This is a genomic window from Bryobacter aggregatus MPL3 (assembly GCF_000702445.1).
Classification (GTDB): domain Bacteria; phylum Acidobacteriota; class Terriglobia; order Bryobacterales; family Bryobacteraceae; genus Bryobacter; species Bryobacter aggregatus.
Map to the genome: position 1 here is coordinate 1 of NZ_JNIF01000004.1, position 15,821 is coordinate 15,821.

General features: G+C 57.3%; 16 protein-coding genes and 1 tRNA gene. 11 read left to right on the top strand and 6 right to left on the bottom strand.

All coding sequences use genetic code 11. The features are described from left to right. Positions 1-47 precede the first annotated feature (47 nt). The 3 genes from M017_RS0119630 to M017_RS30800 all read left to right on the top strand — a co-directional run bounded on the left by M017_RS0119630 (position 48) and on the right by M017_RS30800 (position 1,375). On the top strand, positions 48-485 hold the full coding sequence (locus M017_RS0119630) for a hypothetical protein (protein ID WP_031499870.1): 438 nt from the start codon (positions 48-50) through the stop codon (positions 483-485). A 153-nt stretch (positions 486-638) separates the two neighbouring features. Beyond that, positions 639-800, top strand: a complete 162-nt coding sequence (locus tag M017_RS0119635) for a hypothetical protein (protein ID WP_155121527.1) — start codon at positions 639-641, stop codon at positions 798-800. A gap of 374 nt (positions 801-1,174) precedes the next feature. Next, the gene (locus M017_RS30800; RefSeq protein ID WP_420313871.1) at positions 1,175-1,375 is read left to right on the top strand and encodes an HGGxSTG domain-containing protein; all 201 of its coding nucleotides are present in this window, start codon (positions 1,175-1,177) and stop codon (positions 1,373-1,375) included. Between the two features lie 24 nt (positions 1,376-1,399). Here the strand turns inward: M017_RS30800 and M017_RS29470 are convergent, their stop codons facing one another. Both M017_RS29470 and M017_RS0119650 read right to left on the bottom strand, forming a co-directional pair. Next, complete coding sequence (locus M017_RS29470) at positions 1,400-1,549, bottom strand: hypothetical protein (RefSeq protein ID WP_155121528.1); 150 nt, start codon at positions 1,547-1,549, stop codon at positions 1,400-1,402. A gap of 162 nt (positions 1,550-1,711) precedes the next feature. Continuing rightward, on the bottom strand, positions 1,712-1,948 hold the full coding sequence (locus M017_RS0119650) for a hypothetical protein (protein WP_031494899.1): 237 nt from the start codon (positions 1,946-1,948) through the stop codon (positions 1,712-1,714). Between the two features lie 78 nt (positions 1,949-2,026). Here M017_RS0119650 and M017_RS0119655 point away from each other — a divergent pair, with 78 nt between their 5' ends. The 3 genes from M017_RS0119655 to M017_RS0119665 all read left to right on the top strand — a co-directional run bounded on the left by M017_RS0119655 (position 2,027) and on the right by M017_RS0119665 (position 5,093). Further along, on the top strand, positions 2,027-2,692 hold the full coding sequence (locus M017_RS0119655) for a recombinase family protein (RefSeq protein WP_031494898.1): 666 nt from the start codon (positions 2,027-2,029) through the stop codon (positions 2,690-2,692). Positions 2,693-2,817: 125 nt separating this feature from the next. Next, positions 2,818-3,909 carry a hypothetical protein gene (locus M017_RS0119660; protein ID WP_031494897.1) on the top strand — a complete coding sequence of 364 codons (1,092 nt, stop codon included), beginning with the start codon at positions 2,818-2,820 and terminating at the stop codon, positions 3,907-3,909. Further along, positions 3,909-5,093: a tyrosine-type recombinase/integrase gene (locus M017_RS0119665; RefSeq protein WP_031494896.1), complete on the top strand. Its 1,185-nt coding sequence runs from the start codon at positions 3,909-3,911 to the stop codon at positions 5,091-5,093. Before M017_RS0119660 ends, M017_RS0119665 begins: the two co-directional genes overlap by 1 nt. Positions 5,094-5,109: 16 nt before the next feature. Here M017_RS0119665 and M017_RS0119670 read toward each other — a convergent pair. Beyond that, positions 5,110-5,186: transfer RNA gene (locus tag M017_RS0119670), tRNA-Arg, on the bottom strand. Positions 5,187-5,348: 162 nt separating this feature from the next. Between M017_RS0119670 and M017_RS0119675 the strand changes: the two genes are divergently transcribed. Beyond that, a complete protein-coding gene (locus M017_RS0119675) occupies positions 5,349-7,790 on the top strand; it encodes an ABC transporter permease (protein WP_155121529.1) in 2,442 nt (813 codons plus the stop codon). A 63-nt stretch (positions 7,791-7,853) separates the two neighbouring features. Here the strand turns inward: M017_RS0119675 and pnp are convergent, their stop codons facing one another. Beyond that, positions 7,854-9,974: a polyribonucleotide nucleotidyltransferase gene (gene pnp / locus M017_RS0119680; RefSeq protein ID WP_031499875.1), complete on the bottom strand. Its 2,121-nt coding sequence runs from the start codon at positions 9,972-9,974 to the stop codon at positions 7,854-7,856. Between the two features lie 183 nt (positions 9,975-10,157). Next, the gene (gene rpsO / locus M017_RS0119685; protein ID WP_031499876.1) at positions 10,158-10,427 is read right to left on the bottom strand and encodes a 30S ribosomal protein S15; all 270 of its coding nucleotides are present in this window, start codon (positions 10,425-10,427) and stop codon (positions 10,158-10,160) included. A 75-nt stretch (positions 10,428-10,502) separates the two neighbouring features. Between rpsO and M017_RS0119690 the strand changes: the two genes are divergently transcribed. From M017_RS0119690 to M017_RS0119705, 4 genes are all read left to right on the top strand, one after another. Beyond that, on the top strand, positions 10,503-10,844 hold the full coding sequence (locus M017_RS0119690) for a hypothetical protein (RefSeq protein ID WP_031499877.1): 342 nt from the start codon (positions 10,503-10,505) through the stop codon (positions 10,842-10,844). 1 nt (position 10,845) lies between these two features. Further along, on the top strand, positions 10,846-11,442 hold the full coding sequence (locus M017_RS0119695) for a class I SAM-dependent methyltransferase (protein ID WP_051670641.1): 597 nt from the start codon (positions 10,846-10,848) through the stop codon (positions 11,440-11,442). Positions 11,443-11,534: 92 nt separating this feature from the next. Then, entirely contained in the window at positions 11,535-12,953 is a 1,419-nt protein-coding gene (locus M017_RS0119700; protein WP_035958701.1) for a sodium:solute symporter family transporter, read from the top strand. A 1-nt stretch (position 12,954) separates the two neighbouring features. Then, the gene (locus M017_RS0119705; RefSeq protein WP_238325981.1) at positions 12,955-13,977 is read left to right on the top strand and encodes a Vgb family protein; all 1,023 of its coding nucleotides are present in this window, start codon (positions 12,955-12,957) and stop codon (positions 13,975-13,977) included. Between the two features lie 96 nt (positions 13,978-14,073). Here M017_RS0119705 and M017_RS26940 read toward each other — a convergent pair whose 3' ends face one another. Further along, positions 14,074-15,771 (bottom strand): metallophosphoesterase, encoded by a 1,698-nt coding sequence (locus M017_RS26940; RefSeq protein ID WP_155121530.1) that lies wholly within the window; start codon positions 15,769-15,771, stop codon positions 14,074-14,076. Positions 15,772-15,821: the final 50 nt, after the last annotated feature.

Sequence of the window (15,821 nt, forward strand, 5' to 3'; positions counted from 1 at the left end):
TATGAAGGCCGGGCCCTGGCAGATGCAAGTACTCAAGAGGCCACGGATTGGCAGCAGACGCGATTCGTGAAGAGCTTGCAAAGCAGTTCCCGGACATTGCCGTCATTAACAAGGAGTATTCCTTCTGGAAGAATGTTGATCGCGTCGTTGGGGATACATTACTGCGGCGCGAGGGGCAGGCGAAACCACTTGGGCAGAAACTTGCTGCTGGCGCTGGCGCAATTGTAGGTGGCGCGAAGGCTGGACCGAAGGGCGCGATTCTTGGCGGCAAAGTTGGCCAACTCTTTGAGGCAACCGTAAGTAGCCCAGGGTGGGCAACAGCCAGCGCAGTCCTGAAAGACAGATTGGCAAAGGCTCTTGGGAGTGGCAGTTCGGCCCAGATTGATTACTACCTTCGTCGGATCGGGAGTGGCGCGCGAGCTACTGCCGTTGCTGGCGCGAAGTCGGATGGAGCCAACTTGAGGACGGAAGGACAAGACAAATGAGTCGACGATCGATAATGGCACCGCCAAAAGCGGAGCCGTCTCATCCTGAAGTAGTCCAAGCTGGACGATAACTGTAGACTCAAGAACCGGTGCCAGACGGCGGAAAAGTTGCTCCTCGACATCCCGGAATCATTTGGAATTCGAAATCTGGACGTGGCTCAGTATCTCTATGGACAAACATTCAGTGCGCTTGCAACCGTGGGGCGAAGTGATCCGGCAGACATCGAAGAGCTCGATAAGGTCGCATTGTCGGTTCGACTGTTAGTGGAGATGAAACCCGAAGGCGTGCTGGAGGCGATGCTCTGCATCAAATGATTGCGACCCATGATGCGGCGATGGCGATGATGCAGGCAGTTCCCCACAGGGATGGCGGGATTCACAGGCAGGAGTCAGGATTGACCAACGGAGCTAAGTTGATGAAGCTCTTCGCGGAGCAAGTCGAGGTCTATCAGAAGTTGAAGGGCCAAGGCACTCAGCAGCGAGTCACCGTCGAGCACGTTCACATCCATGAGGGCGGTCAGGCAATGGTAGGCAATTTTGAGCAGCCTATCGGGGGCGGGGGAGGGGTGACAAGGAGAAATGAACGAAACACCCTACGAAACCCGGAATGGCTGGCTCAAGAACGGAAATCGACCCGGTCAGCCAAATCTATCCCCGCGATGCGGCGCGCGGACTCGGGCTGGTCGGTCATGCCGTTCTCCTGCAATGCTCAATGGCGTTGCCGGATACATGGAGGACTTAGCACGGGCGCGCGGACTGAAGATGGCAAACAGCGGATCCGCCGAGCGGTGACAACGCACGGCCTACGGACGAAAGAATCGCTTCGGCAGCGGGGAATGGTTCGGCGGCTACTTTCTGAGTGGGCGCACCTACAAAAACTGCTTCAGTGATGAGTGCTTGCAATGCGGGTCACGTCAGATGTCGAAGCGCCGCTCCAACTCTGCCCAGGAACGCCAGGGTTCACGCCAGTTCTTCTGCTTCGCCAACCAGGCATAGTAGCTCCCTCCGGTATCGGCGGGTAGATTCATCCACTGGTCGTAGAATGGGCCTTCGGATTTGGCCATTGGTCCAGCCCTTCCGATATCTGGCGCGCTTCCGAATCCATGCCATCCCAGAACCATTGACGCTACAAGTAGAAAAAGCACGACGAGTTTGCCTAACACTGGTGGCTCCAGTCTGATTCAGGCTGTTCTGTCATGGTGCGGTGACCGTACAGTCGCGTGCTCCTAAGAGTTGCCGGTCGCATCGCTCGTTGCCTTCGAGGGCTTCTTTCGGGCGCGGACCTCTCCAGTAGCTTTCTTTTTTGGCGTTGCAGGACGTTTCGCTTCACGGGCGGCCACGGCGCGTTTCGCGCGCTCGCTTCGCTGCTCTGGGGTCATCGTCTCCAGCGAGCGCTTTCCGCCAATCTTGCCGCCTCTGGAGCCCATCTCTCGCATCACTGCGGAGATTGTCTTCTCGTCCATGACCCCAGTCTAAAGCGCTTTTGATTTGAATACAATTTTTGCCATTGACATCTAAAGCGCTTTAGATAGAATCTAAGCATGAAAGTGATCGGCTATATCCGGGTGAGTACAGACAAGCAGGCTGACAAGGGCGTGTCGCTAGAGGCACAAGAAGCCAAGATCCGCGCAATGGCTGCCGTGCAGGATTTGGAAGTCTCAGAGATCATCGTCGACGGCGGTGAATCGGCTAAGAGTCTCAGCCGTCCAGGGATGGACCGATTGCTTTCAATCGTGGATCGCGGAGAGGTTGATTGCGTGATCATTGCAAAGCTCGATCGGCTAACGCGTTCCGTAAAGGATCTGGCCACGCTTCTCGAACGTTTTCAAAAGCGAAACGTCGGGCTTGTAAGCGTATCCGAGAGCCTGGATACGAAGAGCGCGGCTGGTCGACTCGTGCTCAACATCATGGTTTCTGTCAGCCAGTGGGAACGGGAAGTGATTGGAGAGCGAACCCGTGATGCGATGCGTCACAAGAAGTTGAAAGGCGAGAGAATTGGCGCGATTCCGTTTGGCTCGCGCCTGGCGGCAGATGGCAAACACCTCGAAGAGGATGAACGCGAGCAGGCAATGCTCCAGCGGATCAGGAACCTGAAGGCCGCAGGGCTATCACTTCGCGCGATCGCCGCTGAGCTTAACTCGCAAGGATTCCGCACTCGCAAGGGTACGGCCTGGCAGCATACCTTCGTTGCGGCGATGGCCGCCTGATGCGTGCCTTCAACTGAACGACGAAATGCACCCTACTCAAGTTTTCAGTCCTGCCGGGAGTGCATTGCCTACACCGGCAAATATTCACATCCAAATTAAAGACCAACAAATCCAGAGAGAGACTAATGAGCCAACAGCAAAAGGGCGGACTTTTCCTTCATTTCAATCCCGAGTGTGAAGACTGGGCGACTAACCACCTATCCAAACGGGAGGCCGATTTCCTCATGGCTGCCTACCAAACCTATGGCCTATGCAAGGAGGACCGCGCAACAGACCGGCATGAGAACCTTATCGTCTCCCTTGTCGAAGCCTTTCAATCGGGCGAATTGAACGCAACATTTATCAGAAGGAACTTTGCCGAGTTCTGCCAGCTTGAGAAGATCGCGGTCGAACACGAATCAGAGACCCATCAGCCAGCACGCGAGAGTGCAGGGCGAGGCGGCGTACTGTGGGAAGTCGGGGGAAGACGGTGGGACCTGAACGACAAGGTATTGCAGCTTTGCTTCGCCTCAAATTGGGCTTATCTTAGATGCACCAACGAAGCGAGTGCTGAGGAACACTTCATCCTCGATATGCTGACTACTTTTGAAGCACGACGGCTTGACCCGAACATGGTCGCCTCGCTCTACGGTCAGTACGTCAATCGGTGCAACCTGAGAGATGAAACACAAGATCCAATCCCTCTCTTCCTAGTTCCGGAGGATTCTCAGCGCGCCACCGGTGCGCTATCCAGCAGTGATATCTCAAATCTCTTTGCCGCGACGGTCGGCTCCGGGGCTGGACAGTTGAAAGAAAGCTCTGGACGCTGTGAGCAATTGAGTACTGCTGAACTTGTAGTTCTCAGAAATGTGCTTGATACATTGCGTACCGAGGGTTCAGCGGAGTTGAGTGACGAGGGTGACAAGAGCGACTGGGGATTCTTGATTTCGCGCAGCGGAATTGTTCAGTTGGCGAGTGCTGAGGTCATGGGACATCTGCGCGCTGCATTAGATGCGGTATGCTCCGACCGCGGATGCTTAACGCCGATGGAGGAGCTCATCAGTAACCTGCTTTCCTTTTATTCTGATGGTCGGCTTGATACAAGGCGCATTGAATGGGCATTCAAGGAGTACCGTTCTAATGCGAGGCTACAACAGGAAACCCTCCAAACACTCGCGAAGACCTGCCCCCAAATCTTGCGTCAGGCGCTTGCCGAGGTCGATGCGGTGACCGTTTGATGAGTGTCTATAAGCGAGGCAACACCCAGTGGTACCGCTTCGTTTGGGAGGGCCGGGAAATCCGGCTCTCCACGAAGCAGGGGAATAAGCGCATTGCGGAGCAGATGGAGGCTGCGCACCGTACGAGTCTTGCAAAGGGTGAAGTCGGTCTCCGTACCGCCAAAAAATCGCCCGTTCTGCGTGAGTTCGCAGAAGGCGAGTTCCTCGCCCATATCCGTTCCCACTTTGGGGAGAAGCCTGCCACGATCCAATACTACGAAGCTGGCGTGAAGATGCTGATAGGCTTCAAGCCGCTTGCAGGACTTCGCTTAGACGAGGTCAGCGCTGAAACCGTGAACAAGTTTGTGCAGCACCTTAAGGGCTTGAATTTTGAGGTGTCGACAATGAACCGAAAGCTGCAGGTGCTCCGACGTGTGTTCAAGCTTGCACGAGAGTGGGAACGCTCTGCTCGGGCTCTTCCGATCGTGAGGATGCTGCCTGGTGAGAAGCGCCGGGAACGCGTTCTCTCTTTGGAAGAGGAACAGTCCTACCTGAAAGCGGCCGCAGATCTTGGCGACGGCATGATTTCCGCGCACGAAAGAGCTTGCAAAGGAATTCGCGCGACGCAGAGAGGGCTGGAGCCGATCAAGCCGCGAGATCCATACCTACTCCATCACTTGGCTGTCGTTCTCGCAGATTGCGCACTGAGGCCTGAGGAAGCGTATCGATTGAGATGGTCGGAATACCGCGATGGCTCCCTATATGTTGCTCATGGAAAGACTGCAAATGCACGTCGCGTCATTCCTGTGACGGAGCGAGTGAAAGCAGTACTCGACATGCGCACTCGTTCAGAGACTAGTGAATGGGTGTTTGCCGCGCCGACGAAATCCGGCCACGTCGAACAGTCAACCGTAAAGAAGCAACACGCCAAGGCTTGCAAGGCCGCGAAGGTCGTTCCGTTTGTCTTGTACACCTTCCGGCACACCCGACTTACGAGGTGGGCTGAAGTGATGGACCCCTACACGCTGGCGCACTTGGCGGGGCATTCAGACTTCAGTACAACGCGGCGCTATGTGCATCCGAGGGAAGAAACGGTACGGGAAGCGATGAGAAAGGCCGAAGAGGTGCAGACTAGGCACAAATCCGGGCACAGTGCCAAGTCGGAGGAGTTTGGGGCTGAGAGGGATGGGGAGCTAATCAACTGAAGGGGAAGGGGTTGAATGGTGCACCCGGAGAGATTCGAACTCCCGACCCTTTGGTTCGAAGCCAAATGCTCTATCCAACTGAGCTACAGGTGCACGTAGATTTAATATAGCGAAGTGTTTGGACTTCGGCCAGCGAATCTCCATTGCGTTCGATTTCGCTGTTGCGATCCCAGAAACGGACAACACTTTTGATTGCCTCTCTCCTCCTTTCAGTGACTTAGCTTGGTGACGAAGGTGCATGTGCAAGCAACCACAATGTTTGCCCAAGAATTTCGCCATTCTCTCCGAGCACTCCAGCGTAGTTTTGGGTTTGCTTTGACTGCCGTACTGACCCTTGCCATTGGTATTGGGACCAGTACGGCCATGTTCATGATCGTTGATTCCGTACTCCTGCAGCCGCTGCGCTATCGGGATAGCGGACGGTTGGTCGCAGTCTGGGAACAGGTTCAGACACTAGCCTTGGGTCCCATTGGTCCGAATCCGCGCCATGTGGATTTCTGGACGAAGCGTTCGAAAACGATCGAATCCTTTGCCTTGGTGCAGCAGGCTTCCATCGGTCTCTCCATTCCCGGAGCGGATCATCCGCAGTTGGTCGGCGTGGTGAGTGCTTCTGCCGAACTCTTCAATACCCTGCAGGTGAAGCCCCTGCTCGGACATGGCTTTCTGCCCGAGCAGGGATTGGAGGCCCGGGATTCTGTGGCGGTGTTGAGCTACTCTCTTTGGCAGAACTCTTTTGGTGGTGATCCTCAGATCATCGGGAAGACCGTCAGGCTTGGCGAGGTTTCGAGGCAGGTGGTGGGCGTGCTTCCCCCTCAGTTTCACTTCCCAAACCGGAATGCACTCCGCGCCTTCCAATCGAAGCAAACAGCCAGCCACGTGCCGGAGCCGTCCATTTTCGTCCCCGTTGCTTTTGATTGGAAGGGATTCAGCTGGAACGGCGAATATGGGAACTGGGTGGCGCTGGCCCGGCTGCGGACGGGAGTCCGGATGCAGACCGCACAATCGGAACTGGATGCGATCGAGGCACAGTTGGTTGCCTCGATCCCGACGAACGAGAGGGATAGCCGCCCGGGGGCCCTACGGGCTTTCCTGCAACCTTTACAGCATGCCGTCGTTGGCGAGGTGAGTATGGGACTGTGGTTGTTGCTAGCTGCTGTTCTTGGTTTGTTGGGAATTGGCTGCGTGAATCTGGCCAACGCGCAGATGGCAAGAAGTTTGACACGATCGCGCGAAGCCAGTGTCCGCGCTGCACTTGGAGCGACTCGCTGGAGCTTGGTGAGAAGTGTCTTGCTCGAGAATCTGATCCTGGCGAGTGCGGGAGGACTTCTCGGAGTTTGGTTCGCACAGGAAGCTTTGGCGTTGTTGCGCTTGTCCTCGCCTGTCGATCTACCTCGTCTCGCAGAGGTTTCACTGAATGGCACGGTGCTCCTGGTGTCGGCGGGTTTGATGATGGGCGCTGCTGTCTTGTTCAGCGTCCTGCCTGCGTTGCGAGTCTTGCGTGGAGATCTCCAAGTGAGTGCTCGAGCTACGGGGAGCCGGCAGACTGCAGGTCTTCATCGGTGGTTGATTGGCGCCCAGGTTTTCGGTTGCACGGTGTTGCTCCTAGTGACGGGATTCTTTACGAAAAGCTTGATGCAGGTGATGACGCAGGAAAAGGGGTTTGAAACTGAGCAAGTGGCCGTTGCGCAGATCAATATTTCGGCCCAGACTTATGGGAGCCCGAAGAGCCGTGTTGCGCTGATCGATTCGATTGTGGCGAATCTCCGCGAGGTTCCTGGAGTTCAGGTGGCCAGCTTTGTTTCGGCAATGCCGCTCGAGGGGGAGTCCTGGATTGAATCGGTGCGCCGTGACGATCGACCGACGGTGCAGCAACCGCTGATGAATTTGCGCTGGGTGGGGCCGGGCTATTTTGAGACCATGCGTCACAAGCTGGTCGCCGGACGCTTCTTCGAGGAGCGGGATCGGGACGCGCACAGTGTGATCCTGTCGGAAGCGCAGGCGCGTTCGCTGTGGCCAGACTCGAGCCCGATCGGCGGGCTGCTGACAACGCAGGGACGGCAGTTCACTGTAATCGGTGTGGTGGCGGATTCGCGGATCTCTTCCTTGAAGGCTCCGCCCACTAGAACCGCTTATCTCCACTATCGGGACCGCAGTGGGGCGACTTTATACTTTGTCGCGAGAGGAGTCCAGCAGCCGAGTGCACTGGTTCCAGAAATGCGTGCGGCCATCTGGCGTCACTCGCCTGATTTAACGATTGTCCGGTCGATGACCTTGGAGGAGCAAGTGCGGGAGTCGCTTGCGACCGAGCGCTTTCAGACCTTTGTTCTGATGAGTTTTGGTGGCTGTGCGCTGCTGCTGGCGATGTTGGGGATTTATGGAATTTTGAGTTACTCGGTGGCGTCGCATCGGCAGGAGATTGGGATTCGGATGGCGCTCGGTGCGGATCGCCGTCAGATTTATCGGGATACGCTGGGCGAGGTGTTCACGCCGGTCTTCGTTGGACTGGGGTGCGGGCTGATTGCCAGCCTGGGTCTGGTGATGAGTTTGAAGCGCCTGATCTATGGCGTGAAGCCCTTCGATCCTGCGCTTCTGCTGGCGGTGAGTGCTCTGTTCCTAGTTGCTGCTGGAGTTGCCGGATACTTGCCGGCGAGACGGGCGGCGTCTGTCGATCCGATGGAGGCGCTGCGGATGGAGTAGGGAAAAGCAAAAGGCCCACCACTCAGCGTGGCGGGCCTTCGTTTTCCAATTTGCGGAAGGTGCTTAGATAGCGCCCTTCAGCTTATCGCGCTGTTCCTTCAAGAGAGCTTTGCGGCTCAGCTTGATCTTGTTGCCTTCGACGGCAAGGACCTTCACCATGATCTGGTCACCCTCGTTCAGTTCGTCGCGTACCTGACGGACGCGGTTCTCGCTGATTTCGCTGATATGCAGCAAACCATCGGTGCCGGGGATAATCTCAACGAACGCGCCGAAGTCGGCGATGCGCGTGACCGTACCCAGATAGGTCTTGCCCGGCTCGGCCACCGCACAGATGTTGTTGATCATCGTCAACGCCTTCTGCGCAGCAATGTTGTCGGAAGCAAATACCTTGACCGAACCATCGTCCTCGACATCGATCTTCGCGCCCGTCTGTTCGACGATGCCACGAATGACCTTGCCACCGGGTCCGATCAGTTCGCGGATCTTGTCCGTGGAGATCGTCACCATGTACATGCGAGGAGCGTGCTGCGACATTTCCTTGCGGGGAGCGCTGAGGCACTTGTCCATCGCATCCAGCAGGAACAGACGTGCCTTGCGGGCCTGTTCGAGAGCTTCGGTCAGCAGGTCAGCGCTGACGTTGGCAACCTTGAGGTCCATCTGCAGGGCAGTGACGGCAGTACGGCTACCAGTCACCTTAAAGTCCATGTCGCCGTAGTGATCTTCGGCGCCAGCGATGTCGGTGAGGATGGCGTACTTGTCGCCTTCCTTCACGAGACCCATGGCGATACCGGCCACTGGTTCCTTGATCGGCACACCGGCGTCCATCAGCGACAGGATGCCGCCGCAAACACTGGCCATCGAGGAGGATCCGTTGGACTCGAGAATGTCCGAGACGCAACGAATGGTGTAGCCAAATTCTTCGGGGGAGGGCAGCACGGCGGCGATTGCGCGCTCTGCCAGGTTGCCGTGACCGATTTCGCGACGGCCTGCGCCACGCATGAAGCCCACTTCGCCGACCGAGAAGGGCGGGAAGTTGTAGTGCAGCATCCAGCGCTTGGAGGTCTCGGCGAAGTCGAGCATTTCGATCTTCTGTTCGTCGTCGCTGGTGCCGAGGGTGGTGGTGACCAGAGCCTGAGTCTCACCGCGGGTGAAGAGGCACGAACCGTGAGTGCGGGGCAGCAAGCCGACCGACATTTCAAGGTTACGGATCTCGTCAAACGCACGACCATCGGGACGACGGCGCTTGGTCAGCATTTCCTCGCGGAAGATGCTTTCCTTCAGCGTGTCGAAGTACTTGCCGGCGAGGGCCTGCTTGGCCTTGTCTTCGTCGGTGGTGCCTTCAAAGAGCGCCTTGGCCTTGGCCTTGCACTCGTCGACCTTTGCGTAGGACTCGAGCTTCGAGTACTTCTTGGTGTCCATTGCATCGGTGAGTTCCACGGTGATCGCAGCAGCGATGGTGTCGTAGATGCTCTTGTCGATTTCAGGGGACTTGAACTCGCGCTTCGGCTTGCCAGCCTTGGCGACCAGTTCCTTGATGCCCGCGATGATTGTCTTGCAGCAATCGAGACCAAACTCAACGCAGCGGACGACTTCTTCTTCGCTTGCGCCGAGGCCACCGGCTTCCACCATCACGACACCGGTTTCGGTGCCAGCAACGACGATGGAGATCTCGGCCTTCTTGGCCTGATCGTAGGTGGGCATAGCGATGAGCTTGCCATCGAGCACCGCGACGCGAACGCCGGCGATGAAGTGATGGAAAGGAATGTCAGAAATGGCGAGAGCTGCACCCGCACCAGAAAGAGCCAGGACGCCGGGGTCGCGTTCGGGGTCAGCCGAAATCACGTAGCCGACCACCTGGGTGTCGTTCAAATAACCTTCGGGGAAGAGCGGACGGATCGGACGATCCATCAGGCGGGCATTGAGCGTTTCTTTCTCGCTCATGCGGCCTTCGCGCTTGATATAACCGCCCGGGAATTTTCCGGCGGCGTAGGTGTACTCGCGATAGTCGCAAGTGAGAGGGAAGAAGGATTGATTTTCCTTCGCCTTGAGATTCGAGCAGGCTGTTGATAACACAACGTTATCCCCGCAACGAATGACTACTGAACCGGCGGCCTGCTTGGCCATGAGTCCGGTTTCCATGGTGATCTTCAGTCCATGGAGGTCGATTTCGACCGTATGAATCATCTTGTGATTCCTCCTGAGCGCATCCAGTCATGGAGCGCGTTGATCTGTTTGAATGCAGATCAAGGAGACGATTTGAATACTGTACACATTGCCTCTGTCCTCCGGGACAGAGATCAGGCAATACCCCAAAAAGGGCAACAGCCGGAGAAGCGATTTCCGGCTGCTACTTCAGTTTTGTAATGTCTACTTACGAATCCCGAGCTTTGCGATCAGCGCTTGATACTTCTGAGGTGTTCTCCCCTTCAAGTAATCAAGCAGCTTGCGTCGCTGCGCGACGAGTAGCAACAGACCACGGCGGGAGCTGTGATCTTTCTTATGAGTCTGGAAGTGCAGGGTCAGCTGCGTAATACGAGCGCTCAATAGCGCAATTTGGACTTCCGTCGAACCAACATCTTTTTTGTGGAGCGCGTGTGCGGCCACAATTTCTTTTTTCGCTTCTACTGCCAATGCCATTTTAAGGGGGGTACTCCTCTTCGTTCCTTAATCAACCTTTTGTTCGACATTCAGGTTAGCATAAACGCAATCGTTATGGAAAAGCGTACCCTGACTCTCCTGGCGGCCTTCCTGGGTGGATGGGCCGTTCACGCCGCGCTTCCGGTGAAAACTGTCCTCGAAAAACCACGGGCTCGCGTCGTAGAAACGACATATTTGCCGGGTGTTCCTCGTGAAAAGGGCGTTCGGGAAACGGATCAAGTGATCGTTTTTGTTGAAGATTGTACCTATGAACGCAAAGATCCGGTGACAGGTGAGATCACCGTCAGAAAGCGAAAAGCGGGCGAAACCATCTGGCATGACAAGGGCGAAGACGCGCCGCAACTGACCAATGTCGGCAATCAACCGTATCGCACGATTACCGTCGAGCTGAAGTAGGGTGCGGGAGCGCTTTTTTGCCTGGCTGATGCGCCTCGCCAGCAAGTATCATGAGCCGCTGGTTGCGGATCGCAAGCGCGTGCTGCTCGGGCAGCTTTCCGGTCAGGTTATTGAGATTGGCCCTGGCAATGGTGTCAATTTGCAGTATTTGCCGGCGGGCGTCGCCTGGACGGGCTTTGAGCCCAACGCCATTCTGGCTGCGGAGATTGCGGTGCCACCCGGCGGCAAACTGTGGGCGCAGGAGTTCTGTGGCGGAGAGGAGCGATTCGATGGCGCGATCTCGACGCTTGTCCTTTGCAGTGTCGCGGATCTCGATGCGACGCTGCGTCAACTCTTTGCGAGCCTGCGTCCTGGTGGAACTTTTATTTTTCTCGAGCATGTTGCGGCTGCCGCTGCAACGCCGCAACGGCGTAGCCAAGATCGCTGGCAGCCTCTCTGGTCTTGTTGTGCCGGTGGTTGCCAGCCGAATCGCGACATCGAGCAAAGCATTCGGGCGGCAGGTTTTGTCATCGAACAAATTGATCGCTTCCATTTGAATTTCTCGTTAGCCTCCCCTCACATTGCAGGTGTGGCCAGACGACCTGCGCTGCTACCTTAAAAGAACGCGGCAGTCTTGTCTGCTCCGCGAACCTCGTCTCACCGTCTGAGCGCTCTTTCCCCAGTCCGGATCCCCTGAGGAGCGCAACCCAAATGGCAGCAATGTTCTGGCCTGTGGTCATTTTTATGGCCATATCTCTCTGTATTGGTCTCTACACCTATACTCAGGTCCGTGGTTCCAGTGAGCGGTTTACCGTTTGCGGCAAGTCGATGCCTTTCTTCATTGTCGGCACGGCGCTGATCGCGCAGTCTGTGGATGGCAACGCCACGCTTGGCAATGTTTCACTGGTTTGGTCGACAAATATCTGGGGTGGCATCTTAATTCCCTTGGGCCTTGCCACCAGCTTGATTGTTGTGGGCCGCTTTCTCGCCGCCCCACTGAACGAGATGGATCTGATGACCTTGCCGGAATTCTTCTACCGCCGCTATGGCAAGAAGACCGAACTGTTGGTCAGCATCATCACACTGACCTGTTTCACGATTCTGATTGCCGGAAATCTGAGTGCTGTGGCCTGGATTCTGAGTGTTGTGAGTGGCATGAGCTACGGCACTTCTCTCTTGATCGCCACTACGGTGATCGTCACTTACACCATGGCCGGTGGCCTTTTTTCTGCCATCTGGACCGACATCTTTCAGGTTCATGTGGCCTTGATCGGATTCATCGCCGGCGCCGCCTGGCTGGTGTATCACTACGGAACCGCGCCACTCGATGCCGCGATCGCTGCCGGCAAGCTTGACCTCAAGCCGCTGAGCCAGCTTTCGGGTGGGGCGCTTCCAAACTGGGCGAACTTTATTTCGCTGGCTATTGGGAATACGATGGCGCTTGATTTTATGGAGCGCGTCTTCAGCGCAAAGTCGGGACGCACGGCGAAGAACGCTTGCTACTATGCCGCGATCTTGACCTTGATCGTTGGTGGCTGCGCTACGCTCATGGGCCTCTACGCTGTCTCGCTGGTTCCGAATGCCGAGAATCCGCGCATGGTGTTGCCCACTCTTGCCAACGGCATTTTGCCCTTTGGCCTGGGTGTGATGGTGTTCATCGGCGTGCTGGGCGCGTCGATGTCGTCCTCGAACGGCGGCATGATTGTGATGAGCGTTGTGGCCGCCCGCAACCTGTTTGAACGCTACCGCGCGGTGCCGGTGACCGACAGCCAGATGCTGATGTGGTCGCGCTTGATGGCGATTCCGACCGCGATTCTGGCTGGCCTGACCGCTTACTTCAAGCCTGAGCCGGGAATCTTGCTGGTGATCGCATTCGACATTGTGTTTGCCGGATGTGTGGTGCCTCTCATTTTTGGCGTTCACTCGAAAAAGGCAACTGCTGAGGCTGCGGTTACCGCAATTGTCACCGGCACTGTCTCTCGCCTGATCGCTCATTTTGCAACCCCGCCGGAATGGGCGGGGCTCGATACGCTGCTTCCGCCGGTATTGAGCTTGATTGCCTTTGTCACTGTAGTGAAACTGGCCGCGCCGAAAGAATTGCCGCAGGCCGTAGTCGCACATGGAGATTAACTTGAAGCTTCGTTCCTTGATTGTGATGAGTCTGGCTGGCGCGACCTTGTTCGCGCAGGAGACTCCTGCTCCTCCTAAGAAGAAAGGTCCCGGCGGTCCGCGCATCGTTCGGCCCGGTGTCAACACGCCTGGCGTCAAGCGAGGCATGGATACGATCAAGCCGGTGGCTGAGGTCAGTATTCCTGGCGTGCCGGACTGGCAGGCGGTGACCCCTGATGCGTTGTGGGTGTCCAATGGCCCCAAGAACACAGTGCATCGCATTGATGCAAAGACGAATGCGGCCATCGCCGTGGAGGTGGGGACGCGGCCCTGTTCCGGCCTCGCTGTTGGATTTGGCAGTCTCTGGGTGCCGCTCTGTGGTGCGCGTGGCACCGGAGAAGGAAAGGGCCTTGCACGTGTCGATCTGAAGACGAACAAAGTGATTGCGACCATTCCGATCGGTCCGGCGGACAGTGAAGGCGGCGTGACGGTCAGCAAAGATGCGGTTTGGATTGTCAGTGATGCGAAGGGCGTGCTCACTCGCATTGATCCGAAGACAAACAAGATGAAGGCCGAAGTCACGGTGCCGGCAGGCAGCGTGGCCGCCTACTACAGCGAAGGCGCTGTCTGGGTGACGGCAAACAAGAGCGGCAAGCTGGTGAAGGTGGACGCGAAGAAGAACACGGTTCTGAAGGAGATCGAAGTGGGACCGCAACCGCGCTTCCTCACCGCAGGTGGGGGCAGTGTTTGGACGGTGAATCAGGGGGATGGTACGGTTACGCGAGTGGATGCGAAGACCGATGCTGTGATTGCCAAGATCGAAGCTGGGATTCCGGGTGGGGGCGGTGAGGTTGCCTTCGGGGAAGGGGGTGTCTGGGTGACTGTATTCGATTTGCCGATTACCTTCATCGACGCGAAGACGAACACAGTGACCAAGCAGTGGACAGGCCCTGGCGGCGATGCCATTCGCGTCGGACACGGGAGTGTCTGGCTCTCGAATCTGCGCCAGCAGAATGTTTGGCGTATCGACACCAAAGGACTCTAGCCCACCGTAGGGGACCCCTCGGCTTGGCCGGGGGGCAGGTCAAGCCGCTGAGATTCGCCTCGAATCTGCAACGCGAAAACGCCGTCAGTGTTTGGGTTAGGCCAGCGGCAACTGTGCCGAGTTGCTGAGAACTCCATTGGCCACTACATGAAGATCCGCACGTGGGCCGGTCAGGCTCGGTAGCCGGAAGGTGATTTGGTAGATGCCAGCCAAGGATGCGGCGAGCACCGCTGCGCTCGGCTCGATGAGGACGCCATTGAGGTCCACTTGAATCTTTGCCAGGACTGGGAGATTCGTAGCGGCTACGCCGTTTTCGGCAGGCGAGCCTTTGACTGCACCCAGGCCTGTGAGCCAGAGAGTGATCTGGTCGTCGGGCTTCGCCGGATTCTGCGAGGTGACCGGTGTGCCATCGGCGTATGTGGCCACTGCAAGGCCGGGCCGGCTTCTGACGAAGAGGGCGGGCGCGACGCGCACGATCTCGATATCCAGGTTTGCTGCGCCATTGGGGGTGTGCAATGTCAGCGCCGCCTTGCCCTCAATGTCCAGGGGCAGCAACACGTTGAGCTGCGTCGAGCTGGCATAGAGAATCGAGAGCAAGCGAGTTCCCAGGGTGACAGATGTCTCTGCCAGGCTCGTGGGTGGGGCGGCATTGCTGGGATCGAGGATGGCCGTGCAAAGGTTGCGTCCAAAGATCGAAACCAAGCCGCCTTTGGCGACCGTGGTGCTATAGGATGCCGCGTCAACTAAGGGTGCTGTGAGCAGGGGGGCTGGAGCCAGGCGGAGTCGATCGATTTCACGTCCCGTGCGAACCTCCAGCGCGCGCACCAGCAACGTTGCGGCATCCACATCGACCCGCAGGTAATGATTGGTCGAAGCGGCCTTGGCAATCAGGGGGCGGGCGGGGATCGGATAGCAAGGCGCACCCCCTCCGCCAGAAGTAATGTGGACCACGCCCCCGGTGTCAGGATCAACGCGGGAAGCTTCGAGAATGGGATGCGTGCGTTGGTAGCTGTGTTCGTGTCCATTCAGCACCAGATGGACCCCATAACGCTCTAAGAGCGGTACGACATGCTCGCGCAGGAAGATCGCTTCCGGTTCATCCTCGTGGGCGCCTACCGCGAAGGCCGGGTGATGGAAGAAGGCGATGCGCCAGAAGCGGCGGGTGGCGGCGAGGTCGGCTTCAAGCCACTTCAGCATGGCGGCGTCCGGCGAGATCTGGTTCGAGTCCAGGCAGACGATATGCGCGTAGCCCCAATCAAAGGAGTAATAACGGCCTGCGTCCTCGGGAGGAATGCCTGCTGTTGGAGTGGAGTGGGCAGCAAGGAAGTCTTTGCCGGACGCTGCGTAATACTCGTGATTCCCAATCGCAGAGAAGAAGGGAACGCGGGCCATGTGCCCGGCGTAGCGGCCGAAGTAAAGCTGTTCGAGCGCGTCGATGTTGCCAGTGGGATAGGCGAGATCGCCGTTGGCGAGGAGGAAGTCTACCTCTTCGCTGGCCATTTGCTTGGCCACCGCAGACTGTACGGCATCCCCCGTCCCGGAATCTCCAAAGTGCACGAAGCTGAAGGAGCCGCTGCCTGCTGTCTTGAACTGCAGATCGCCTACCGTCGCGGGCACCGGGAGCGTTGCTCCATCCGCCAGGACGCGGTACTGATACTTCGTGTTTGATTTGAGGTTCAGGAGTGGCGCTTCATATTGGAAGTACCCCTCCATTGCCGTTTGCTTGGCGCGAACGATGGTTTCGCTTCCCGCTGGATCGATGACGCCGATTGAAGCCTCGCAGCTATTGGGCATGGTCCAGAGAATGGAGGCCTGATCTCGCGCTACCTTCTGCAAATAAGGGA